Origin of the sequence: Bacillus sp. CR71, from assembly GCF_003429245.1 — a bacterium.
GTDB classification, from domain to species: Bacteria; Bacillota; Bacilli; order Bacillales; family Bacillaceae_G; genus Bacillus_A; species Bacillus_A thuringiensis_S.
In genome coordinates this window covers 3,934,579-3,959,083 of record NZ_CP031748.1, presented here as the reverse complement: position 1 = coordinate 3,959,083, position 24,505 = coordinate 3,934,579, and the positions used below count along the sequence as shown (strand labels likewise).

The following is a 24,505-nucleotide window of genomic DNA, read 5'->3' as shown; positions in this document are numbered from 1 at the left end:
CAGAAAATGATGGACGATTGATGGATAATTCTCTCATCAAGCTACGAGTATACTAGTTTATCCCGCTATTTGTGGGCAGTAAGACCCCTCACCTCAAAATTCAGCGGAAGCAAAGAAGTTAGGTGGGGGCCCTGCTGCACCTAAAAGCCTGATTGGTGAGGGCTGATTAAAGTTTCATTTTATTTTAAATCTGTATAATGTAACGAAAGGACCAAAGTTTATCTATAAAATGGATAAACTTTGGTCCTTATTATGTTTTTATTCGCACACGAAATTAAGATAAAATTAGATGTTTTTTGTCTATTCTTTTACTCAATTAGAAAAGAGCGTAAAGTATTTGAAAACTATTGATGCTACGCAAGGGGATATTGTTTAAAGTAATCAGAACTTCATCGGTTGTTAAGTTACCACTTTAAATATATAATTAAATTTCATTAAAAAGATACTCTATTCAAAGTCCTTATTGGGTTTTTGAAGTGAAATATATACTATTTGAGGTGTGTGAAATGGGGAAATCTCGAGAGCAGACGATGGAAAATATCTTAAAGGCTGCTAAGAAAAAATTTGGAGAGCGTGGCTACGAAGGTACGAGCATACAAGAAATCGCAAAAGAAGCGAAAGTGAATGTTGCTATGGCCTCTTACTATTTTAATGGGAAAGAAAACCTATATTATGAGGTGTTTAAGAAATATGGTCTTGCTAATGAGCTACCCAATTTTCTTGAGAAGAATCAATTTAAACCTATCGATGCCCTTAGAGAATATTTAACGGTTTTTACTAAACATATAAAAGAGAACCCTGAAATTGGATCATTGGCATATGAGGAGATTATTAAGGAAAGTGCACGATTAGAAAAGATTAAACCGTATTTCATAGGTAATTTTGAACAGTTAAAAGAAATATTACAGGAGGGTGAAAAGCAAGGAGTTTTTCATTTCTTCTCCATAAATCATACGATACATTGGATCACTTCTATTGTTTTATTTCCAAAGTTTAAAAAGTTTATTGATTCTTTAGGGCCAAATGAAACGAACGATACAAATCATGAATGGATGCCAGAAGACTTAGTGGACAGGATTGTTACTGCATTAACAGATAAACCTAACGTGTAAATTATTCAGTATTTATGAATTCTGTTATTACTATTTAAAGCCTAATTTCTCAATGTATTGTAGAGAAATTAGGCTTTTTTCAACACGTCATTAAGGTTTTTATAGTTCAAGGACTCAAGTTAATGATTATATTTTCAAGTATTCGTTTTGAGCTACATAGATATAGTTTTTGTTGCAACTGTTTGTTGAAATGCTTTATCATGCTCAACAATAACCATTGTGGGATTAAATTGTTGAATAAGTTCTTCAATCTGCATACGGGAATAGATATCTATAAAATTTAGTGGTTCGTCCCATATATATATATGGGCTTTTTCACATAAACTTTTAGCGATAAGCAGTTTTTTCTTTTGTCCACCAGAATAATGAGATATATCTTTCTCGAATTGAATTCGATCAAAGTCCATCTTACTTAGGATGGATTTAAATAAGGTTTCATCAATCTTGTGCTCTTCAATGAAGTCTGATAGCGCCCCCTTCAAATGAGAAGTATCTTGTTGGACATAGGAAATGATGAGTCCTGTACCTAAAGTAACTAAGCCTGTATGCTGTATCGGATGTCCTAGAAGTAGTTTTAGGATACTACTTTTTCCGCTCCCATTCGTTCCATCAAGTACAATTCGGTCACCTTGTTCAACTATGAAGCTAATCGGCTCATTCACAATTTGGTCATTGTACTTAACGGACACGTCAACCAAAGTAACCAATTCATTTGATTTAAATTGCAATTGTTCCAATTTTAATGACTCAGTTTTTTCCACATTTTTTAGTAATTTTGACTTTTCCTCAATAGCTTTTTGTTGCCTTGATTCAAGGTTTTTTGCTCTTTTCATCATCTTGGCTGCTTTATGTCCTACAAACCCCTTATCCAACTTAGAGCCTGAATTCCTCGTTCCATTTTTTGAAGCTTCCACGTCATGAGACCAACTTGCTGATCGTTTGGAAGACTGTTTTAATCTCCCTATGTCTTTTTGTAGACGCTCATTTGTAGCCTTCTCGTGCTCTTGTTGTCTATCAAAATTTAACTTCCAAGAAGAATAGTTACCACTTTGAATTTCAATATTTGCTCTATTAATAGATAGGATATGGTCAACGCACCCATCTAAAAAGATTCTGTCATGTGAAATTAAAATAAATCCTTTTTTCTTCCTTAGATAATTAGAGACTATCTTTCGTGCATCTGTATCTAAGTGATTTGTTGGTTCATCAATTAATAGGAATTGACCCGCATTTAAAAACAGTGCAGCAAGCAACACCTTTGTTTGTTCCCCATTTGATAATGTTTTAAATGGTCTGTACATGACCTCAGCATCAACATTTAAATAGGATATCTCACGTAGAAATTCCCAATCTGCGGCTTGGGGACAAATTTCTTCAAGGATTTCATGAGTGAATTTGTTCCTATCTGAAACAGAGTAGGGGAAGTAATTGAATTCTACCGAAGCAAGGATTTTCCCGCTATACTCATAATTCCCTAACAATAAATTAAAGAATGTCGTTTTACCTCGTCCGTTTCTACCAATAAATCCTAGCTTCCAATCCGTATCTATTTGGAAGTTTACACTTTCAAAAATATTATCAAAGCTACCTGGGTATGAAAAAGTTAAGTCTTGGACCTTTATCATTGACATAATAATTCCTCCTTTATATATCGAAACGTTTCATATAAAGTCGGAACATCCATCCATTTTTTAATTCCTCTATATAAGTTTGATGGATATTAACGACTTATATAGAGCATTACATGTGTAACAATAGTGTCTGAAGTACTCATTTTTCTCGCTCCTTTATTTGTGAAGTACATTTAACAATTAGTAAGTTTCAACTAAGCTAAACGGGAATAAAAAAATCCCCCAATTTGTAATCGGAAGGATTAGTCTTTCGTCTATACTTAATAAGTACTTATTAATCATTTGAATCATGACAAATAAAGTATGAACTGAATTTTAAAAATGGATAGACTAACCCTATATTTTGTAGTTTGAAGTTATAAAATTCAACTTAAAATATAAATTAGTTAATCATTATTCATCCATCATTCCTTTCATAATTCTATTTTTAGAGTAACATTCTTTTTAGGGAGATGCAATATTAGCTTCAATTTCATCTAATCCTAGATCATTTATAATTCTTTGAGTAAGGAGATAAAATTTTACCTCTCTTTTTATAAACATCAAATTTTTGTTCAATAGGTCATGTCTTTTGTCCGTTAAAAAGGGAGGATATGAAATTGACATCAACCTTTGTTGTAACTATAATAGTTACAGTGTGTTCCGTAAACTAATTCGAATTGCTATGTTAATGATAGTATATTTTCATTCCTTTTTAAGTGTGACAGGTAGCAACTAACTATAATCCAATAGAGGATTAGATTCTATCTCATATTTAAAGGGTAGATAAGTTGTACCCGCCAAATTTACGATGCGCAAATACTTAAAAAACTACATTTTTCAGCGTATCCTTTTTGGAATCCTCAGTATTGATAATTGTAAACATCTACAAAAAGTTAGCAAGACTGTTGTATGTAGAAAGAAATCTTTTAAAAAGGTCATAATATGGATAATAGGTAACACACATTTAAATTTAGTAGGAGTTGTGCCACTATCAAGACATTTTTTTAATAAAAGTATAGAAAAAACTCAAGAAGGTGAGTCCATTGCGTAAACATACATATGTGCAATTTTATGTATTGATATTGGCTTTAATAGCTTATATAAGCTTTTGCTTTATATTTATATTTGTTTTTCCAAGTCTTTATTTCGTATCAGATTTTAATATCCGACTATCATCTTTAGTTGTTGAAACTACTGTATTTATCTCACTACTGTATTCTATATTATCCAGAAAAATTAAGTTAGGAGTATTCTGGGTGTGCATTATTATTGCGATAGGTTGTTTCTTGATAGGGAATTTTATATCTGCTTTTCAAGTACTTAATGTAGAATTACCAATAAAAAATTTTAATATCTCTGATGTATTTTTGTTGCTTTTCTTATTCTTCTTTCTCTTTGCGTTCTTTTATAAAATCATGATGGAATGTAATAAATGGGAGAAAGCATATTTGCTTTGTGATTTATGCATTGTTGTTACTGCTATTTTTACATTAGAGTGGTATTTATTTAATAAACCTTCTGCAAATATCTTATTCTTATCAATTGGAGATGTTTTTCTCTCATTTATTTTTCCGATTATAGATTTATTACTTCTATTACTTGGAGTTACACTAATCTTTCGACCTGCTATTTTCAATGCAAAAAGCAAATTGTATATTTTTATCCTAGTATTAACTGGATTAGCTATTACGGACTATTTGTATTTTTACTTACAAGGTGATTTGTCAGAGCGTTCAGTTATATTTTTAAGGTGTTTGTATAGAGTTTTCCTATTATTTATTGCTATTGCTGCTACAATTCCAAAGGATGCTTCTTCTAAAAGAAATTATTTTATTATTAATCCGACATTTGGAGAGAAACTTCTTGGCATATTCCCTTATCTTGCAGTTGCAGTCTTAATTGGCTTTACTTTGAAAGAGCAAACGTCTTCAGCTACATTGATTACGGGAAATTGTATTGCTTTTGTATTTGTACTGATTCGTCATACAATCGTACGAATGCAAAACAAAGATTTAACTGAAACATTAAAAGTGTTTAATAATCAATTAGAACAAACAGTATCTCAAAGAACAAGGGATTTAATAAACAAATCTAATGATTTGGTAAAAAATCAAGAAAGATTTAAGTCATTATATGAGTATCATCCGGATCCTATTTTAACGATTGATTCAACTGGTATCGTATTAAATATAAACCAGGCTGGAAGTATGTTATTAGGAAAAGACAGTGCTGTATTAATAGGGAAAGAGTGCTTCTCTATTTTTTTAGATGAAGATAAATCTGAATTGGAAGCGGCTATAAAGAAAGGGAGACGATGTAGTTCATCTTCACTACAGTTGCGTGTGAAAAATAACAATGAGAAGGACATGCTGTTTTGGTATGTCACTATAGTTCCTATTATGATAGAAGGTCAAACTTTTGGGAGTTATGTAATGGTAAAAGACATAACGAGGATGAAACAACAACAGGATGAGATAAACTACCTTGCATTCCATGATACGGTGACGGAGATTGGAAATCGTATATTCTTCCAACAAGAATTAGATAGATCCATTAAGCGTGTGCAAAAAACACAGGATAAATTTGGGCTCCTGTATATTGATTTAAACCGCTTTAAGACTATTAATGATACACTGGGCCATTCCATTGGTGACAGGGTTTTAAAAGAAGTTGCCAAACGTTTTAGGACATGTCTTTCACCGACAATTCCTCTAGCAAGAATAGGTGGTGATGAGTTTGCAATCATTGTCCATAACCAAACAGAGCAACAGCTATTGAATTTGTGTAAAACTCTATTTCTTATAACTGAAGAACCATTCGTAGTAAATCAGCATAGTTTTTACTTATCTCTTAGTATAGGAATAGCAGTGTATCCATTTGGAGGAATAAATACTACTACACTTTTACAACACGCTGATATCGCTATGTATAGCGCAAAGGAAAAAGGTAACAATGCTGTTTGTATGTATGACGAGACATTATCTCAAAAAGTAACCCGTCGATTACGATTAGAACAGGATTTACCAAATGCAATTGAAAATAATGAGTTGTTTTTATTGTATCAACCACAAATTGACAGTAAGGAAGGTAAGGTTATTGGTGCAGAGGCTTTAATACGTTGGCAACATCCAGAACTTGGGCTGATTTCTCCGTTTGAGTTTATACCTATCGCAGAAGAAACGGCGCAGATTATTTCAATTGGAAAGTGGACGTTACAGAAAGCGTGTCGACAACTGAAAGAATGGCATTCTGCGGGCTTTTCAAATCTAAAGATGGGGATAAATTTATCAGCTATAGAGTTTGAACAGAAAGATTTTGTTCAAACCATTATATATACCATAGAAGAGATAGGAGTACCTGCTAATTCGATTAATTTGGAATTAACAGAGCGAATCGCCATGGTAGATGAAAAAGAAACTTTATCAAAGTTAAAAGCATTAAAATCATTTGGTGTACATTTATCAATTGATGATTTTGGTACAGGTTATTCTTCATTAGCGTATTTACCTCTTTATCCAATTGATACTTTGAAAATTCCAAGAGAATTTGTTAATAGGATTGGAACTTCTACTGATGGAGGTGAAATTATACAGACCATTATTTCACTTGCTCATACTTTAAACATGAAAGTCATAGCAGAAGGGGTAGAAACGAAAGAACAATTAACAGTGTTACAACGTAATGCATGTTATCTAATTCAGGGCTATTACTACAGTAAACCTGTAAATGATGATGAATTTATTGTTTTTTTAAGTACAATACAAAATGAATAAATGAAAAATCAGTATATGTATGAAATAAAGTGAAAAGAGGTTCTATCCATATGGATTTGAACCTCTTTTCACTTTATTTTCAGGAGTTATGCAGCAAGGTTTCAGCCTTTGAAAGTAAAATAAGTATCTATATTTCTTGTATTTTGGGTTAATGGGATATGAGGTGAAAGTTGCTTCTTGTGAAAAAGAATTAGAGCCAGCTTGTATATTCTTAAAGCAATTTGAAAAAGGATTAGCAGTTTGTATGGAATTAGGAAATGAAGAGTATGTATATCATTTCAATATTTTACGTTCTCTTAATGAAGATGAAGCAATTAAACTCTTAGAAGAAGTGAAAAAAGTATTTCTTACTTCGAAAAGCAAGGTTTATGGGATTTCGTAGAAGAATATGCAGATCTAAAAAAGGAAGAAATTATACAATAATCACATGCTATCATTTTTAATAGCTAATTAACAAAGGGACTCCAATTATGGAGTCCCTTTGTTAATGGGGTAATGCTTTGGTTTATCTAATTATAGCAATATTTGTAAAAAGTGTAAAGGGGTCCTAGTTTGGAGGGGGAATTATTTAATCTTTTTTATTTAATAAAAGGGATAATATTTAGTTATCTGCGCTTCTTAATTATGTTTTCTATCACAATTTGAAGTGAATTTCAGTTAATCTTATTTATTTTATGGGAATTATAAGGTATACTAAAAGTAGGTGCAAAATGTACCATTTGAAAAAGAGTGAATTGCAAAAAGGAATCCGTAAAGGATTCCTTTTTTGTTTCTTTGAAAATGAAGCAATGTTCTAATTATCTCATTCATTTTTATGAATACGCTGCGATCTTATAAACTAAAAAGGCTTTTATGGAAATTTGCCATATTCCTGTAACAAAACAAAGGTATGTTATGTGTGTTAAATATAAAGAGAAAGAAGGAAAAGTTGTGAAAAAAATTTTGCCAATTGTTGCGTTATTAGGCATGATGAGTTTTGGAGTACAGGAAATGAATGTAAGAGCTGATACATACCACAAGGGCGATTCGAAAATTAGTTTTTGGGATTCGAAAAGAAAGGGTACTAATTTCATGAATAGTACGTCATTACCTGAAAACTATAAAAGTGCAAAAGAAGCTAATATTGAATATGTACGTTTAGCACCTGATAAATGGGCAAAAGATAAAGATTTTCTATTTGAGGATAAACCAGATACTTCTGGAAAGGATTTTCTGATAGGTAATGCAGATAACTATCAGGGATTAGTAAAGGAGGATTTAGAAAAATTAAAGGCGGATTTAGATGCCGCACAATCACAAGGAATGAAAGTTGTTCTTACAATGTTATCTTTACCTGGTGATCGATGGCGCCAATTTAATAATAACAAGAATGACGACAGAATATGGGAAGAAGAGAGGTATCAAGAACAAGCAAGTCAATTTTGGAAGGACCTTGCTCTGGAATTAAAAGATTATCCTGCGGTGGTGGGTTATAATATTATAAATGAACCACATCCAGAAACAGCTAAAAATAATAGATATAATGATTTTTGGACAGAAGATTACGAGAAATGGTATGCAAAAGTGAAGGGAACGACAGCGGATTTAAACAGATTGTATCAAAAAGTAATCAATTCCATTCGTGAAGTAGACCAAGAAACACCAATTATTTTAGATTCAGGTTTATATGCTACTCCATGGGCTTTTAAATATTTAAAACCAGTAAAGGATAAAAAAACGCTTTACGCATTTCATATGTATGAACCATATGAATTAACGAGTCAAGGTGAAAAGAAAAATAAAGAATATCAATATCCAGGATTAGTAAAAGTAGGAGACTTAGAGAAACCTGTAATGTGGAATAAGCAGGGATTAGAGAAATTTTTGAAGCCAATCCAACAATGGTCTAAGAAAAATCATGTATCATCTAATCGAATTATTGCAGAGGAGTTTGGAATTAACCGTACTGTTCCGGGAGCTACCCAATACATGCAAGATCTTATTTCTATCTTCAACCAAAAAGGTTGGCATAAATCATTCTATGCATTCCGTGAAGACACATGGACAGGGATGAATTATGAATTGGGAACAGGAAAAATAAAATGGGATGAAGAGGGTAAACCGGTGCCTCAAGATAATTCACTCTGGGAAGTAATAAAAAAAGATTTACAACCACATAAATAGTTTAGAATATTTGTCCTAAGGACTAAATGTAAGCATCTAATTCAAGTAGAATTAGATGCTTTTTTTCAAAAAAGGTGGAAGTTTAAACAAATATAGTTGCAATTGAATTGACCTTTAAACTGAAAAATTTTTATGAATTTTTTGTGAGATTCCAACCCTTAAATGTTGAAAATTATTTACTGATTTCTCCAATTGGATATATTTCTCCAATCGGATGGAAGTTTAGAATACAGAATCAAAACATAATAAGCTGTTATCGATGAGTTTATCGTAAAGTTGTTATTTAATGTGTCATCAAATAACATTTATATACAATAATAAATAAAGAAAAGGAGATGTTTATGAAAAAATATAGAGTAATAGATACAACTTAAATAGTATGAATAGTTTAGATTGTAAAAACATGAAGAAGAAAACAAAAAATCCTTAAGAGTACTAAGGAAAAATGAAGGAGATAATATGGGGAATAATTCAAAATATAAAACTAGAAAAATACTTGCAGCTACTGCTACAGTAACTATGCTTGCGACTGGAATGATTTCTTCATCAGATGTCTTTGCGGAGCAAAAGGAGCAGCAAAAAAATTTATCGACATCACTGCAAAGTGAAAAATCAGTTAAATCAGAAAATAGAACATTTACAGTCCCAGGAAAAGGGGATGTTGAGCTAATAAAACAACAGGAAAGAAAAAGTATGGCATTTAGTCCATATGAACCAACTGGTTTATATGCAAAACCAAATGAACAAATAACGATTAATGTAGAAGGTAATCAAGATATTCAGGTATATATTGGAACGTATTCATATGATGCTTCTTGGAGAGAAGATTCTAAGATAAAATCATTTACATTAAAACCAGGTATAAACACAATCCAATCTCCAAATGGGGGGATGATTTATTTTTATAATAAACAACAAGGTGGTACCATTCGAACAACAATTACAACAGGCGGAACGACTACGCCTTTCTTTGAACTAGGAAAGCATACGAAACAAGATTTAATTAACATGCTGGACCAATATCCAAATGCACATGCAGTGGAGTTAAAAGGAGAACGTGTATTAATTACGGCCAGTCCTGCACGTATTAAGAAATATTTGTTGGGTTCTAATACAGATCCTGTACAACTCTTAAAAAAGATGGATGAAGCTACTCGAATTCAAGACAAAGTAGCTGGATTATCTGAAGAACAAGTAGATAAACATTATGTTCATTACGTAGAAGAAAATCATTCTCCCGATTATTATATGTATGCGACTTCTTATCGAACTGCATATGTAGGAGATGCAATTCAATATGTATTAGATATTAATAAATTTATAAAAGATGGTTGGGGTCCATGGCATGAGGCAGGGCATTTGAGACAGCAATCACCTTGGAAATTTTATAATATGACAGAAGTACAAAATAATATATACAGCCTTTCTGTAGAAAAAGCATTTACATCTAATCAACCTTTTAGATTGCAACAAGAGGGTGCTTATACTAAGGCATTTCAATACTTAGAACAACCTAATAAAAATTATGACGAAGTTAGTGATGTTTTTGTTAAGCTTGTTATGCTTTGGCAACTACAGCTAGCATATGGAGAGGATTTCTATCCTAAATTGCATCAATTGTATAGAGACATGCCTTCAAGTGAACTTCCACAAACTGATGAAAATAAAAAACAATTATTTATGATTTCAGCATCAAAAGTAGCCAAACAAAATTTGATTCCTTTCTTTGAGAAGTGGGGATTACGTCCAAATAACGATACTATTCAAAAAGTAGCTGCATTAGGATATCCAATTTTAACAGCAGAGATTTGGAAGAGTACGGATTCTAATCCAATTAAACCAGATATGCCTAATGAAAATGATATTTTAGAAGGAAACCAGTTTGCATGGTCACTAAAAGGAATTAGTGATTTCGAGTTTGCAAAAGTCAATTTTAATAAGTCGACAGAAGAGATGCAAATTGATTTAAAAGCAGGCGTACCACATCATTATTTTAATGAAACATATGCGAGTATTAAAGTACAAAATGCATCAGGAAAAGTAGTATACAATAAAGATATTTATGGGAACAAACAACAAAATGCTGAATCACAAAAAGTTCCAGTTAAAATAGGGGATTATGTTGAGCTGACACATCTAGAAGGTGTGCATAGAGCTACTTTAATAAATGTAGGTAACAGTAAACAAGAAAGTTTTGGAAAAAAAGGCATGTACGAAGTTACAAAAGAAGGCTTGAAGAAAGTAGAAAAAATGCCAGAAACAACGGTTTTAGATGGAAATCATTTTGGGTGGTCTTTAAAAGGATATAGTGATAGAGAAATCGCAAAAGTAGATTATAATAGGACAACAGAGAAAATGCAGGTGAATTTAGAAGCAGGCGTACCACATTCTTACTTTAATAATACGTATGCAAGTATTACAGTAAAGAATTCAAATGGTGGTGTTGTGTACAATAAGGAAATAGTAGGGAATAGACAACAAACTGCTGAAAGCCAAACCGTGCCCGTAAAAGTGGGAGATTACATTGAGTTTACCCATATAGAAGGGGAAGCAGTAAAGGAAAAAACACGCGCTACACTTATTAATCTTGAGAATAATAAACAAGAATATATGGGCAAAAAAAGAACCTATCAAGTTACTTCAACGGGATTAAACAAAATAGATTAACATGAAAAACATTCTAAGTATTAGTTGGATGCAAATAGTCGTTCATTATGAACGGCTATTTGGCTTTTATTTAAAGAAAGGTGAAATGAAAATACTCTCTCTTTTGTATATACTTTCGTTTCCAAAAAATTCTACGTTTTTTTATCAGGGGGAAAATAATTTAAAAAATGTGCTTGAGAATTGATACATGTTTAATTGCTATAGATTTGAGAAAAAAGAAACAGAATAGTAAGGTATTTGTTGATAAATCCTCTCAAGTGTTACAAAATTTTACATATTTGGTATGATATATATGAGTTCTATGTATATTAAGGGAGGAATGGGAATGAAAAGGTTCATAACACGTGCAAGTGGTAATACAATCTCAAAAAGGTTAGTTTTAATGGTGTTGTCGATGGTTTTAATGATAGTGATGATTACACCATCGAATGATGTATCGGCAGCCAATCTATCAAAAGCAGGTTCACTAAAAGGCGTGAATTTATTTAATGGAAGTTGGACAGTTGCTATACAGGCAGCAAATTTACAATATGTTTCGGCTGAGCCTTCGGGAAATATAATAGCAAATCGTAATGCAGTTAATGAATGGGAGAAATTTGAATTAATTTCGACTGGGGAATTATATACGTACGCTTTAAAAGCTAAAAGTAATGGGAAGTATGTTTCGTTTGAGCCAAATGGTAGAGTAGTAGCAGATCGTACATCAATTGGTGCATGGGAAAAGTTTATCTTATATAATGGTGGAGACAATAGGATATATGTATTACAAGCACTAAGTAATGGTAGATATATATCAGCAAATGGTGGTAGAGAATTAACAGCTACTAGTTATGTAGCTGGAAGCTGGGAAAGATTTGTTATTGTATACTTCTAAACTTTGAAGTGTTATATATCTAAATGATAATAGCATGTTTAGTTTGTATAAATACCTAATACAATAAATTGTTAAGTATGTAATACAAGTGTATATTAACGTGTAAAAGGGCTGCAAATAATTAGCGGGCCTTTTTGCATGTTAAATAAGCACTTACTGAGGTTATAATGAAAAGAAAAAGAACCCTATAGGGTTCTTTTTCAAGGCATATTAACAGTAAGGAGAATCATGAAATGCTACTTCAAATCTTTATTAGGGGAAAGATTTTGAATAAGCTTAACATACATCTATTTTTACATAAATGTAATATATAGTAAATTGATAATGTTTATACTTACTATTACTAATATTCAATTAAGATAGTTAGCACTATTTGTATAGTGTTAATGAAGTGCATATTTAGAAAACTAATAATGGCCACAAGTTGGTTATATATGTCTAATATTATATTTTATTTACTAAAAGAGCTTATAGATATATTATTTTAAAAATTAATTAACATTTAAACAATTTTAACTGAAATTGGGTGTGTATTAACTAAAAGTAAATAAAATAAACAAAGACCCTGTAATGAATACAGGGTCAAATACAGGGTTAAGGGAACGCATAGTTTCTCAAAATCATAATAGCATATATTCTTTGTATAGCTACATGAGGATTTTGACAGAATTAAGAAAAAGACAGCAATCTGTAAGAAAGCAAATATATTGCTGGAAATTTGATTTGAAATTAAACTATAAGGCATATTGAAATAGATGGAAACTCTTGAGTACCGTGATTAAATATGAGGTTTAGATTAGAGGGATAATTGGATCTTACTGAAAAGGAAAAATGTTTTTTAGATTAAAAGAAGAAAAGGCACTTTTGGGTGCCTTTTCTTTAGGTAAACAGTTTACATATTGCTGAATTATACACGAAACCATAATTCGACTATGAAGTAAATCTTAATATAATTCTAAATAGAAAAATATGTAATAGTATATTTGAGTTTTTAATTATTTTATCGAATATAGAGTAGCAATGTAAATAAAAGGGCATGCATTCGTATCTGCAGCCCTTTTTAGGAGGAATTCAAGATACCAATAGGACACGTATTGGTAAACAGGTTCAAAAATAGTATATGTGAAAAGAAAAAGTCCTATACCAAAAGTAGACAGGACCTTATTTTTTACAATTTCAAAAATGACATTCTGTCCTTTTTGAAATTAGTACAACACACACTTGGTTTGTAATAAAGTTAGAAAAAGTATACATGAAAATGGCAGACAACTATTTTGTTGCCTGCCGGTGCTAGTGGGTTGAATGAGTTAGTCAATTCAATAAATTGCTACCCCATTACCAGAAGAGTGAAGCCGCTAGTTCAAACGGCTTATACATAGTTTTCCTAATAAAGAAAAAATTATGAGTGAAGATTTTGTTTGCTCTATATGAAAAGATAAATAGATATTCATCAGACAAGGATAATTTAGCATACCTTGAATAGGGTGAAGGAACGAATTAAATAAAAGGATTTTTGTTTAGGAAGGGACTGACTCAGGAATGGGACTTTCGGACAGGGTTTGGGAGGCGATGATTGCCTTTGGCATTGCGACTAATATCGTTGCTTGTATGATGGCAGTATACATTCAAAAATATGAGCTAATGATAAATCATCTTACAAATATTTTATTTTTAATAATTATCTCTTTAACGTTTATTAAGATGAAAATTAACAGATGGGTGGCTTTAGGATTTACATTTGTTGTAATAGAGAAAGGTATTAAGGCGGGATATGACTTCTACACACATGATTATTATGGTGTCAGTTGGAGTTTAGCTATCATTGTCTATTGCATATACGAGATGAAAAAGTATCATATTGAAATAAATGAATAGTCTCAACAATAAGATGTTAGTAGGTGTAATTTTTTAAATAATAAAAAAAAGACACTACAAGAGTGTCTTTTTTTTGAAAATACTCTATAATTAACTTTGGGGAAGGTAATGTTAGAGTATTCGTTTAGCATTATCTTTATATTTGATAAACCATGAAATCGAAGGATTTTGTGGTTTATTTTTTGAACAATAGATATTACAGTATTGGCAGTGAGCTAGTGATCATTTTAAGCATTAGGAGAGAATGGATTAAAAGTCTAACATCGAATAACGGTTCCGGAATATAGTGTTGCGAAATGATCTCCCATATCCCAAACAGTACTTGCCTGTATATAGCCCTTAAAGCCTTCTGAAGAATAATAAATCTCTTTTGGTATACTTTCTTTAGTTTGGAAATGTGCTTTAGAGTACTTTACATAATGGTTTTTAACAACTTTTGCATCTGGAACAATAGTGTTTTTTTGTTCCAATGTTGGCCTAGCACTAGAAGGTGATATAAATTTTACAGTGTCTTGGTAATTAGGATCTAAGGTGTCAGCTTGTACACTGTGTGACGAAACAATTGTGCTTAAACTACTTCCCGCGATTAAAGTTGCAAATACTAACTTTGAGAATTTTGTTAATCTACTCATTCTATAATCTCCTTTTTATTATTTTGTAAGGTATCTCCTTACACCTCACAGTCTATATCCACTACAAAAGGGTGTACATACATATTGATAGACAAAATTCTACAAAATACCTCATGTTTTTGGGGACGTGTATAATAATCCAATGTTTAATAATTTATCAGAAGTAAAAAAGTAAGTCTTATATAAAAGAAAAAGAATAATTTATGCAGGTAATGTATATAAAATTATTGTTTGAATATTCTAAAATGAGTTGATAAAGATGTGGGATTGTTTTTTAGAAAATAAATGATTCCAAAGATTAAATTTAGAAGTTTAATTCTCTTTGTAAGTTTATTTTTATAATACTATTCACAGGTGTAGATTATTAAGATTTAAATATAAAATGTCTAAAGATTTTTGTACAACCAAACAGTTAAAATATAAAAAAGTGAGAAAAATGATAAACATTCTTCTCACTTTCATCAATTAGGGTGGCATATACATAAATATGCGTTTGGGTAGATTTTTGAATGAAAAATCCACATGCATAGTATAACAAAAAAAATAGGGCTTTTCACATGTAATATTGCATATGAAATATAGTAAAGTTTTAAATTTTAATATTACAAACTTGTATATACGTGTTACAATGTAATTCTCTAATTTATTTTATTCAGCTATTTAGAATTTATGTTTTAGTTAATTTATTATGGTAAGGATTTCATCTGATTGGATTAGCGCTAAACTAGATTTTTATCCAAACAAATCCAATAATTATTTTTAAAATGAAGTATATGTTGTATCCAATTTATTTGGAATAATTCGTAGTCTAATAATTGCTGAATCTAGAAAAAAACATATTCGAAAGGAGGACAGATAAAACTCTGCCTGTGAAATTTAAATCGCTAAATGGTAAAGTGCGGATGATAGGATGTAATTGTGATTTCATTTCGAATGGTACCATAAATGAATATGGAAAAATATAGGATAAAATTTAAATGAACTATATAAGTAGTAAAAATGAAAAGGAGAAGTATCTAGTGTTTAATATAAAAGAAAGATTGGGACAAATAAAGCTTAAAACGAAGTTGTCTATGGCATTTATAGCAATATTAATTATACCAAGCCTTATCGTAGGAGTATCATCTTATAATAAAGCAAAAACAGATCTTAATGAAACAATTCTACAATCAGCAAAAGATAATATAATTATTTTAGACAAGATTGTTGATGATGAATTAGAAAATAAGCATACAGATGTCACTCATTTTGCAAAGGTACTCACACAAGGGGATTATAATCCTGAACAATCGCAAAATGTACAGAGTAAATTTGATCAATATATACAGTTACATCCAGAGATAGAAACGATTTATACGGCATCCAGTAACAATCAATTTATTCATGCACCTGTTGGTAAAATACCAGAAGGGTTTAATCCGTTAGAAAGTAGTTGGTATAAGGATGCAGTAAAAGCAAATGGAGAGATTATTGTTTCATCTCCCTATAAATCAAAGTCTACAGGAAATATGGTAATTGCAATTGCAAAGCAAAATGCAGATAAAAGTGGTGTCATTGGCGTAGATTTGAATATTACAGATATCGTAAAAACATCCAAAATGATAAAAATTGGAAAGCAAGGATTTGTATCTATAGTTAGTCAAGATAAAACTATAGTTGTTCATCCATCACTAAAGCCTGGAGAGAAATTAGAGAAAACTTTAGCGGATGAATTGTACAAGACAGAAGATGGAGTAATTACTTATAGCCTCAATGGCGAAGATCGAAACATAAGCTTTAAGACAAATAAAAAAACAGGTTGGAAAATAGCTGGCGTAATGCCTACGAAAGAAATTGAAGAAGCTACTAATCCTATTTTTTATAAAACGTTCACTATAATAGGGGCTTCATTATTGTTAGGTGGAATTGTAATTCTATTCATACTCAGATCTATAATTACTCCACTAAGACAATTAGTCATTTCAGCTCAAAGAATTAGTCAAGGAGATTTAACCGAGAAAATAGATATTCGTTCAAAGGATGAACTTGGTCAATTAGGTGGTAGTTTCAATACAATGGCAGAGTCGTTACGTAATATTATTTCTCAAATTAACACATCTGCAGGACATGTAGCTGCGTCTTCTGAGGAACTAACTGCTAGTGTAGAGCAAGCAAGTGTTGCGACAGAACAAATTACAAAAGAGATGGAAGAAATCTCGAACAGTGCAGAAGTTCAAAATAATGAAGTTGAGTCTGGAGCTGAATTAATTGGTGAGGTAACACGAAATATTCAATATGTAGCTGAGAATGCATCTGAAGTATCGGCTTCATCCATATACACAAAACAAAAAGCCAATGAAGGTGAACAATTAGTAGAACAAACTGTAGCACAAATGCAGTCTATCCATCACTCTGTTTCTCAATCCGATAATGTAATAAAATTATTAGATAAGAAATCGCAACAAATTGGAAGTATATTAGAAGCGATTCAAAATATTGCGGAACAAACAAATTTATTAGCATTGAATGCAGCAATTGAAGCAGCTAGAGCAGGAGAACAGGGTCGAGGGTTTGCAATTGTTGCGGATGAAGTTAGGAAGCTAGCAGAGCAATCATCCGAATCTTCGATGGAAATTGGAAGCTTAATTAAGGAAATACAAGCAGACGTACATGAGACTGTAAAAGCTATGAATGAAGTGGGAGTAGAGGTACAGTCGGGAATTAAAGTTGCGAACGATACAAAGCAAAGTTTTTATGAGATTTCAAAATCTGCAAATGATATTGTGTCAAAAGTGCATGGTATGGTGGAACTATCTAATACAATGACTACTGATGCAATGAAAGTCGATACATCGATTGATCAAATAGCTATGGCTGTAAAAGAGAATTCTTCAAGTATGCAAACGATTGCTGGTTCATCTGAGGAACAACATGCTTCTATGGAAGAGATAAATTCTTCAGCAATACAATTAGCACAGATGGCAGAAGAACTTCAAGAGTTAATTGGTGGATTTAAGATTTAAGTTGAGATTCTAGGAGAGAATGCTAGAATCTTGTTACAGAGTGGAAATGCATAGTAAATAAGTATAATATATACTCTCTATGCGCGTATTGAACAGGCAGAAAACCCATTTAAAAACCCTCCATTTGGAGGGTTTTTAAATACATTTACATTAAATTTGTGGGGGTGCACCACCATAATCGCCAACACTATATGAAGGAGCAGGATAATGCCCATGAGTAGCAAGCTGATCTGTTTTAGAAAACTGAAAAATTCCCACCGTTAATACCCCAATAAAAGCAATGCCTGATAATAATAAGCTAATTTTTTTCATTATTTTAACACTCCTTTTGCAATTGATTTTTGTCTTGCTTGATAACAAATATGGAAATAGTCACTTACTTTTTGGTGGTTCTCTAATTGTCTACATTTTGTGGCAAATAATTCAGCGTATTCGACAACATATTCCCATAATTCTTCTTCCTTAAAGTATAAGATTCCTTCTTGAATGATTTTTTCTAATTCTTCCAATGGAATATTTTCGTTTAATCTTTTTAAAATAGAGAAGTGGTGTGTGTATTCTTCGTTATGAATTTTTCTGCAAATCTGTAATCCCTTATCAATGAGTTGGCTGGCCGTTGATTGTTCTCCTAATTTATAATGTTCCTTAGCTTGTAGGAAGATGGCCTTGAAGTGTGTAGGGATTTTCTCTGTTACTTCTGAAAGGTGACGAATAGCTAAAGTAGACATACTTTGATCAGAATACAGCCACCCCATAGTATTTTTTACATATAACAAGGAATCTTCTTCCCTATTTTTTTGTAGTAAATCAATTGCACAATGTAGATATTCTTCTGCTTGTTCGTACTGTTTTAAATAGATGCAGCAACCACCTAGTAAACTATTACAAAAGGCTGTTTTTACCTCATAACCTTCATACTTTGAAAAGATTGCTCTCGATTTATTTGCGTATTCGATAGAAGCGAGATTGTTATAGGTATGGTGATAGAAAGTAGCAATTCTATAGTAAAATTCAGCATGTTCAATTTCATCTGGTATAGCTACCAATATTTTTTCTGCTAGTTTATAATGTTCTTCTGCCTCAGTATAATTTGATATAAAAGTGGAATGAATGGATTTGAAAAAGTGATAATAGAATCGTAGAAATTGATCTGTAGGCATATCATAATCGCTAATAGTATCAAAACTATTTTGTTGAATACCAAGGCTATCTGTTAAGACCTTGTAACGAAATTCGAGTAGTGAATAGTATAGTAACAAATTTTGATCCTGATGTTCTTGATCCGGTTCAATGCTTAACTTATTAATTTTTTCATCAATTTTCTTTTTTAGATTAGTAGCTTTTATAACTTGTTGAGATAGCATTGCTCGATACCAGTCGTTCAATAGAGAGGTTAATTGCTCATTTCCCTTTACTGAAACACTCATAATATACGCCCCCATTTTCTAAAAAAATCCTAATCCAATTTAATTATAAACATCATAACAAAATAGAAGAAAAAATGGAGTGATATTACAATATTTTTCAAGAAAATTCAGAAAAAATAATCAATTTATGTCGAATATACTCATAATAAAACATCCGAAAATTATCAAAAGATAATATGAGTCTTTATACGTTCTATCAGGTGAACTTAGAAACTGTGATTGAAGATTTATGAAATTTTCTTTTCTTAAAACGGATCAATTACGTATTAATTTTTAAATTATTTTATCGGATACATATAGTATGTATCACCACCAAATGTATAAATCTTGCGTATGTAAATAAGAAAAGAATAAAGAAAACAAAAGAAGAACTTGTAAGAATTTCTACAAGTTCTTCTTTTGGATAATGTAAAAAGGTGAAACAGACTATCTCATTATTTGTAATAGTGAAATTATCTTACTTATGGTTTTGTTTTATAGAAGATGTACTATTATATTGGAAGATTTGTTCTAAATGTTGATTAAAGGAAAATTAAAGACTGGTAGGGGAGAAGTGCATAAAAGAGAAAGCCTTCTTTACTTATTCTGAAAAGATAATTCAAAAAGCAATTTGTGTATAGAATAAGCAATGCATGAATTCATCGACATTGGTGATAATAAATAAGAGAATCATAAGCATGAACTTTAGTGGAATAGCTACAAGAAGGGGATAATTATAAAATTGTTAAAGCTCAGTATAATTCTATAATAGTAGATATAATTATTGGAATTTTCAACTTAGTTACTTTTCGGGTAGGGTAAGTAGAAGAAAATAGGAAGTTTTTCTTTGAAGAAAGCTCTTTTGACAGGAATAGATTTTCTCATAACTAGAACAAATAAATTAATAATCGCATATACTGTATTGTCGTTAAAGCAAGACAGTATTTTCTCATAACAAGGGAATCACTAGAAAAATATGTGATTCCTTTATTCTTCAGTATAATGTCAATAGTTGATTTGAAATAATCGAAGAAATAAAATCTTTGTTAATGGACAATCACATCATTTTAGGTATAGTAGGTTTATAATTTAGACTATAAAAATTAATGTGTCTTTTATTATTTTAACCAAGAAGACTCCCTCCATAAGGAACTCACAGCAAGTATGAGTAAGTGGGAGTAGTTCAAAGCATGCAATATTGTTTGATTTGGCTAATACATAGATTTATCATCTCAGAACTGGTGTAAGAATTATAATGTTTATACCATTCTATTGTATTTTCTAAAGTCTGTTGTAGGGACCATTTTGGTTGCCAATCAAGATTGAATTTTACTTTGCTAATGTCAAGATTTAGTAAATTTGCTTCATGAAAATTTATTGCGCCTATATTTTCTGCAGTCCAATCCCCACAGCCCCAAATATCTAGTAAACTTGTCACTAATTTTTCTACTGGAACAATATTGCTTAAGGATGGCCCGAAGTTCCATGCTCCTGAATAAAGGATACCATTATTTATAATTTTTTCTGTAAGGAGTAAATACCCGCTTAAGGGTTCTAGTACATGTTGCCAGGGTCTAATAGCAGTAGGGTTTCTAATAATAATCTTTTTGTTTGATTCTAATGCTCGTATACAATCAGGAATAATTCTATCTATTGACCAATCACCACCACCAATTACATTACCAGCTCGAACGCTTGCAATTATTTTCTTGTGGTGAGAAAAGTTTTCTTCTGAAAAGTAAGAATTTCGATAGGAAGAAATTAAAAGTTCGCAGCATCCTTTGCTTGAGCTATATATGTCATGGCCACCCATAGGATCAATTTCACGATAACCCCAAGGCCATTCTTTATTTTCATAGCACTTGTCACTTGTCACCATAATTCCTATTTTAGCTGATTCATGTAATCGAATTGCCTCTAGTACATTCATAGTTCCTACAACGTTTACCTCGTATGTTTCTCTAGGATATTCATATGAATACTTAACTAGAGGTTGGGCAGCTAAATGGAATACAATTTCAGGTTTATAATCTGTAAAAACCTTATTTAATTTATTAAAATCCCTAATGTCTCCACGAATATCAATTATATTGTTTTGAAGGTTAGTAATGTTAAAGTTATCATTTTTATTTTTAGGATCCAATGAATATCCGATTACAGTAGCACCTAATTCATTCAACCATAGGGATAACCAAGAACCTTTAAAACCAGTATGTCCAGTAATTAAAATTGTCTTTCCGTAAAAAGCATTATTAAAGTTTTGATTTAACAATTAGTCCACCTCCTTTAGTACCCTATTTTTAGGGGATTAGGTATAAATGTTTATTATTTTTATACCAATTAACAGTTTTTATAATTCCTTCTTCAATATTAATTCTAGGTTCCCAGGAAAGAGAGTTTTTTATTTTTTGCACATCTGCTTCAGGAACCCATCTTTCATTCGTTCTAGATGGAATTGCACCGTAATTTGGTCTGGAATTGGTTTTCAAATGTTTGAATAATAATTCTACATAATGTTTCAAGGGGTAAATAGTGCCACTCCCAATATTAAAGATTTCATTTTGTACAGTAGTATTCTCTACTGCTAGGATACAGGCATCTATTATATTTTCTATATAACAATAATCTCTTAATTGATTACAGAAAGTTAAATTTACATCTTTGTTTTGTAATACTTGCAAGATTATATAGCTAAAAATTTTATGTGGCTCCTCGCTTTCTCCGAATATGCCAAAAGGTCTTAATGTTATAAGATTAATGCTGTTTTCGCTAGCAATTTGATGGGCGAGTATAGTAGCAGCAGCTTTGGTACTTCCGTAGATATCCACAGGAGTTAGTAACATATTTTCATGAATAGGTTCCATCTTGTTACCGTATTCAGAACTACTCCCAAAATTGATAATTTTTTTACAATTCACCAATTTTGCTGCTTGAATAATGTTACATGTCCCTATAATATTTGTTTCTATAGCATGCATGTAATCTGTATGGGCAGAATTTACACCATAGGCTGCCAGGTGAAAGATATAATCCGGATTAACTTTCTTTATTGCATCCTGTACTTGTTTTCTATCTCGTATATCTATTTCATAGGTTTCAATATTTTTTATAATATCCTTTAGTCTCCAAAAATTTGATGGTGTTCTTATGAAAAGAACAATTCGTGCTTGTAAATTTAAAAGTCTTCGTGCCAAGTGAGAACCAATAAAACCGTATCCACCAGTAATAAGGAAAGTTTTATTTTTAAATGAAGTAATCATAGTGAAAATCTATCCTTTATTAAGATTTATTTTTAAATAAGGAGAGTATCAGTCTTAATTGTAATGAGGGGAGGAGTATTTAAAATAATTTTTTATTGTCGTTGTATCAATTTGGTCAGCAAATAAAGAGGAGGGGGATTTTTGAAAAGTATTATGAAGGATAAGATATGTCTTGTTCAATTGTTCAATATAAGGAATGTATATATAATCTAAAACTTCTGGAGGTAATTCTAAAGTTTCTTGTTTCCATAAATCGAACTCATTTGGATTAATAATTTGCATACTTCCAAAATGAAAAGCTATTAATTCATCTTGATCAATAAAAACTTTTTTATCTGTTTTTGATATAGAACTGCTATTTAAAATGACATTCCAAGGTGCTGCATCAATACCTTTATGAGTCATGATTTTTATATTAGAAAAGATGTTAGGAATGTGATTTAAATATTTTTGGTCACCCCATCTATTCATTTCAACATCATAATGATTATTGCAATATTCTAGGCATTTATCTTTCCACCATGTTAAAATTTCTTTGCTATTTTGATCGTTTTTGAAGCCTACTAAACCAGCTTGATATATACCGTGTATGTTTTCAATTTCAGTAGAGCTTCTTTGAGGGCAAAGGAATACAGAGTATTTCCACCATTCATCAAGAATGATATTAGGTGCTGTAAAGAAATACATATCAGCATCACAATATATAATGTGATCAACTTCCGGATAAAGACTAAGGACATGTAGACATAGGGGCGCTTTTAATGTCCAACAATATTCTTGTAAACTTCTATCATTTTTTATACTGAGGAGTTCATGATTTTCAATATCTTTTACTGGAATTAGTATGGCGTGCTTTAATTTTAATGTCTCTAATATTTGATAAGTTAAATCATCCATACAACAAATCCATACAGTAAATTTAGCGTTGAAATTTTCTAAGGAATAATAAGAGGTCAATCCTTGAATTAATCGTTCTTTACTTATAATCATGGAAAAGTTCATAAAATGATTGGATTGATTCATTTTTCTTCTTAATTGTGAATCTTTATATAAGGTTTGAGCTTTATTTATATCTTTTTTACTTAAAAATTGTTTAGTATCTTTATTGAATTTATTTTTTAATTGATTTAAAACAAATTGAATTCTCTCTAAATACGGAGTGTAAATATGGTTTAATATATTATTGGGTATTGAAATTGCTCCTAAAGACCAAAGATCAAAATCATTTTCATTAAAGATAGTAATACATGCAAAATGGTAAACAACTAGTTTGTCGTTTTCAATAAATACATCGTTTTTAGTCTTGTCAATTTTATAATCGTTATTATATATACAGTTCCAAGGCGCAGCATTTATACCTAAGTTATTTGAAATTTTTACTTTTGGAAAATATATAGGGATATAATCTAAATACTTTTGGTCTCCAAATTTCCCCTCCTCAGCCTCGGCACTGCACCAATCTAGACATTTATTTTTCCACCATCTTACACTTTTTAGTCCATAGAGATCATTCTTAAATCCAATTAGCCCAGCCTGATATTTTCCATACATTTTTTCTACCCAATCACGATCTCTTTGGGGGGTAAGGAAAATAGAGTATTCACCCCATTCCTCAAAAATAATATTAGGATCAGAGAAAAAGCATAAATCACCATCACAATATAGAATAGATGGTAAATCATAATTGACCAATAAATATTCTATCAAGACAGATTTTAAAGTCCAACAATATTCATTTACTTTTCTTTTTCTTTTAATTGCTTTTAGTTCACTATCTTCTAATTCTTCAACTTGTAAAAGGTTTACATTAATTAAATTCATTTCTTTTAATAGTGAATATGCAAAAGGGTCTATACAACAAATCCACAATGTGAATTTTTCTGAGTACTGCATTAATGATTGCTGTAAAGCAATGATTTTCAAGACATATTCATTACCTACAATGACACAGAAATGATTATTTAGATCATGTTGTTGATTATAGAATTGGGGATTCATTCTTTTTTGAGTATTTTTTTTGGAGAGATTTGAAGCTTTAATTCCTGTTGAAAGCGGGTTAACTATTTTCTCATTAGAGGGGATATACAATCGAGGTAAACTTATTTTTTTATCATTAGAGTTCAATGTT

Annotated in this window: 15 protein-coding genes; 8 read left to right on the top strand and 7 right to left on the bottom strand. The window is 31.1% G+C overall.

Features of this window, described 5'->3' with window-relative positions; genetic code table 11:
- The first annotated feature begins 506 nt into the window (after positions 1 to 506).
- Positions 507 to 1,112, top strand: coding sequence for a hemolysin II regulator HlyIIR (hlyIIR, locus tag DOS87_RS19790; protein WP_000520485.1), 606 nt, complete (start codon positions 507 to 509; stop codon positions 1,110 to 1,112).
- A gap of 152 nt (positions 1,113 to 1,264) precedes the next feature.
- Here the strand turns inward: hlyIIR and DOS87_RS19785 are convergent, their stop codons facing one another.
- Entirely contained in the window at positions 1,265 to 2,743 is a 1,479-nt protein-coding gene (locus tag DOS87_RS19785) for an Lsa family ABC-F type ribosomal protection protein (protein WP_000061801.1), read from the bottom strand.
- 1,025 nt (positions 2,744 to 3,768) lie between these two features.
- Here DOS87_RS19785 and DOS87_RS19780 point away from each other — a divergent pair.
- The 6 genes from DOS87_RS19780 to DOS87_RS19755 all read left to right on the top strand — a co-directional run bounded on the left by DOS87_RS19780 (position 3,769) and on the right by DOS87_RS19755 (position 14,077).
- Positions 3,769 to 6,498, top strand: a complete 2,730-nt coding sequence (locus DOS87_RS19780; protein ID WP_118962008.1) for a sensor domain-containing protein — start codon at positions 3,769 to 3,771, stop codon at positions 6,496 to 6,498.
- A 151-nt stretch (positions 6,499 to 6,649) separates the two neighbouring features.
- Positions 6,650 to 6,880, top strand: coding sequence for a hypothetical protein (locus DOS87_RS19775; protein ID WP_002162674.1), 231 nt, complete (start codon positions 6,650 to 6,652; stop codon positions 6,878 to 6,880).
- 512 nt (positions 6,881 to 7,392) lie between these two features.
- The gene (locus tag DOS87_RS19770) at positions 7,393 to 8,661 is read left to right on the top strand and encodes a glycoside hydrolase family 5 protein (RefSeq protein ID WP_025989072.1); all 1,269 of its coding nucleotides are present in this window, start codon (positions 7,393 to 7,395) and stop codon (positions 8,659 to 8,661) included.
- A gap of 459 nt (positions 8,662 to 9,120) precedes the next feature.
- A complete protein-coding gene (locus tag DOS87_RS19765) occupies positions 9,121 to 11,328 on the top strand; it encodes a M60 family metallopeptidase (RefSeq protein WP_000527921.1) in 2,208 nt (735 codons plus the stop codon).
- A gap of 325 nt (positions 11,329 to 11,653) precedes the next feature.
- Positions 11,654 to 12,202, top strand: a complete 549-nt coding sequence (locus DOS87_RS19760) for a fascin domain-containing protein (protein ID WP_000819434.1) — start codon at positions 11,654 to 11,656, stop codon at positions 12,200 to 12,202.
- A 1,539-nt stretch (positions 12,203 to 13,741) separates the two neighbouring features.
- Positions 13,742 to 14,077, top strand: a complete 336-nt coding sequence (locus DOS87_RS19755; protein ID WP_000524424.1) for a hypothetical protein — start codon at positions 13,742 to 13,744, stop codon at positions 14,075 to 14,077.
- A 257-nt stretch (positions 14,078 to 14,334) separates the two neighbouring features.
- Here the strand turns inward: DOS87_RS19755 and DOS87_RS19750 are convergent, their stop codons facing one another.
- Positions 14,335 to 14,709, bottom strand: coding sequence for a hypothetical protein (locus tag DOS87_RS19750; protein ID WP_000088964.1), 375 nt, complete (start codon positions 14,707 to 14,709; stop codon positions 14,335 to 14,337).
- Positions 14,710 to 15,728: 1,019 nt separating this feature from the next.
- Here DOS87_RS19750 and DOS87_RS19745 point away from each other — a divergent pair.
- On the top strand, positions 15,729 to 17,711 hold the full coding sequence (locus DOS87_RS19745) for a methyl-accepting chemotaxis protein (RefSeq protein WP_208730117.1): 1,983 nt from the start codon (positions 15,729 to 15,731) through the stop codon (positions 17,709 to 17,711).
- A gap of 150 nt (positions 17,712 to 17,861) precedes the next feature.
- Here DOS87_RS19745 and DOS87_RS19740 read toward each other — a convergent pair whose 3' ends face one another.
- The 5 genes from DOS87_RS19740 to DOS87_RS19720 all read right to left on the bottom strand — a co-directional run bounded on the left by DOS87_RS19740 (position 17,862) and on the right by DOS87_RS19720 (position 24,501).
- Positions 17,862 to 18,023, bottom strand: coding sequence for a hypothetical protein (locus tag DOS87_RS19740; protein ID WP_000724107.1), 162 nt, complete (start codon positions 18,021 to 18,023; stop codon positions 17,862 to 17,864).
- Complete coding sequence (locus tag DOS87_RS19735; RefSeq protein ID WP_000116956.1) at positions 18,023 to 19,138, bottom strand: Rap family tetratricopeptide repeat protein; 1,116 nt, start codon at positions 19,136 to 19,138, stop codon at positions 18,023 to 18,025. Before DOS87_RS19735 ends, DOS87_RS19740 begins: the two co-directional genes overlap by 1 nt.
- Positions 19,139 to 20,300: 1,162 nt before the next feature.
- Positions 20,301 to 21,389, bottom strand: a complete 1,089-nt coding sequence (gene rfbG, locus DOS87_RS19730; RefSeq protein ID WP_208730116.1) for a CDP-glucose 4,6-dehydratase — start codon at positions 21,387 to 21,389, stop codon at positions 20,301 to 20,303.
- A 28-nt stretch (positions 21,390 to 21,417) separates the two neighbouring features.
- Complete coding sequence (locus DOS87_RS19725; protein ID WP_000633065.1) at positions 21,418 to 22,377, bottom strand: NAD-dependent epimerase/dehydratase family protein; 960 nt, start codon at positions 22,375 to 22,377, stop codon at positions 21,418 to 21,420.
- A gap of 54 nt (positions 22,378 to 22,431) precedes the next feature.
- The gene (locus tag DOS87_RS19720) at positions 22,432 to 24,501 is read right to left on the bottom strand and encodes a glycosyl transferase (RefSeq protein ID WP_208730115.1); all 2,070 of its coding nucleotides are present in this window, start codon (positions 24,499 to 24,501) and stop codon (positions 22,432 to 22,434) included.
- Positions 24,502 to 24,505 lie beyond the last annotated feature (4 nt).

What these genes read in the sequence shown, in the direction of transcription:
- DOS87_RS19775 (WP_002162674.1), top strand. Translation starts at nt 6,650, where the DNA reads ATGGGATATGAGGTGAAAGTTGCTTCTTGTGAAAAAGAATTAGAGCCA.
- DOS87_RS19760 (WP_000819434.1), top strand. Translation starts at nt 11,654, where the DNA reads ATGAAAAGGTTCATAACACGTGCAAGTGGTAATACAATCTCAAAAAGG.
- DOS87_RS19740 (WP_000724107.1), bottom strand. Translation starts at nt 18,023, where the DNA reads ATGAAAAAAATTAGCTTATTATTATCAGGCATTGCTTTTATTGGGGTA.
- hlyIIR (WP_000520485.1), top strand. Translation starts at nt 507, where the DNA reads ATGGGGAAATCTCGAGAGCAGACGATGGAAAATATCTTAAAGGCTGCT.
- DOS87_RS19770 (WP_025989072.1), top strand. Translation starts at nt 7,393, where the DNA reads ATGTGTGTTAAATATAAAGAGAAAGAAGGAAAAGTTGTGAAAAAAATT.
- DOS87_RS19755 (WP_000524424.1), top strand. Translation starts at nt 13,742, where the DNA reads ATGGGACTTTCGGACAGGGTTTGGGAGGCGATGATTGCCTTTGGCATT.
- DOS87_RS19750 (WP_000088964.1), bottom strand. Translation starts at nt 14,709, where the DNA reads ATGAGTAGATTAACAAAATTCTCAAAGTTAGTATTTGCAACTTTAATC.
- DOS87_RS19735 (WP_000116956.1), bottom strand. Translation starts at nt 19,138, where the DNA reads ATGAGTGTTTCAGTAAAGGGAAATGAGCAATTAACCTCTCTATTGAAC.
- DOS87_RS19785 (WP_000061801.1), bottom strand. Translation starts at nt 2,743, where the DNA reads ATGTCAATGATAAAGGTCCAAGACTTAACTTTTTCATACCCAGGTAGC.
- DOS87_RS19765 (WP_000527921.1), top strand. Translation starts at nt 9,121, where the DNA reads ATGGGGAATAATTCAAAATATAAAACTAGAAAAATACTTGCAGCTACT.
- DOS87_RS19725 (WP_000633065.1), bottom strand. Translation starts at nt 22,377, where the DNA reads ATGATTACTTCATTTAAAAATAAAACTTTCCTTATTACTGGTGGATAC.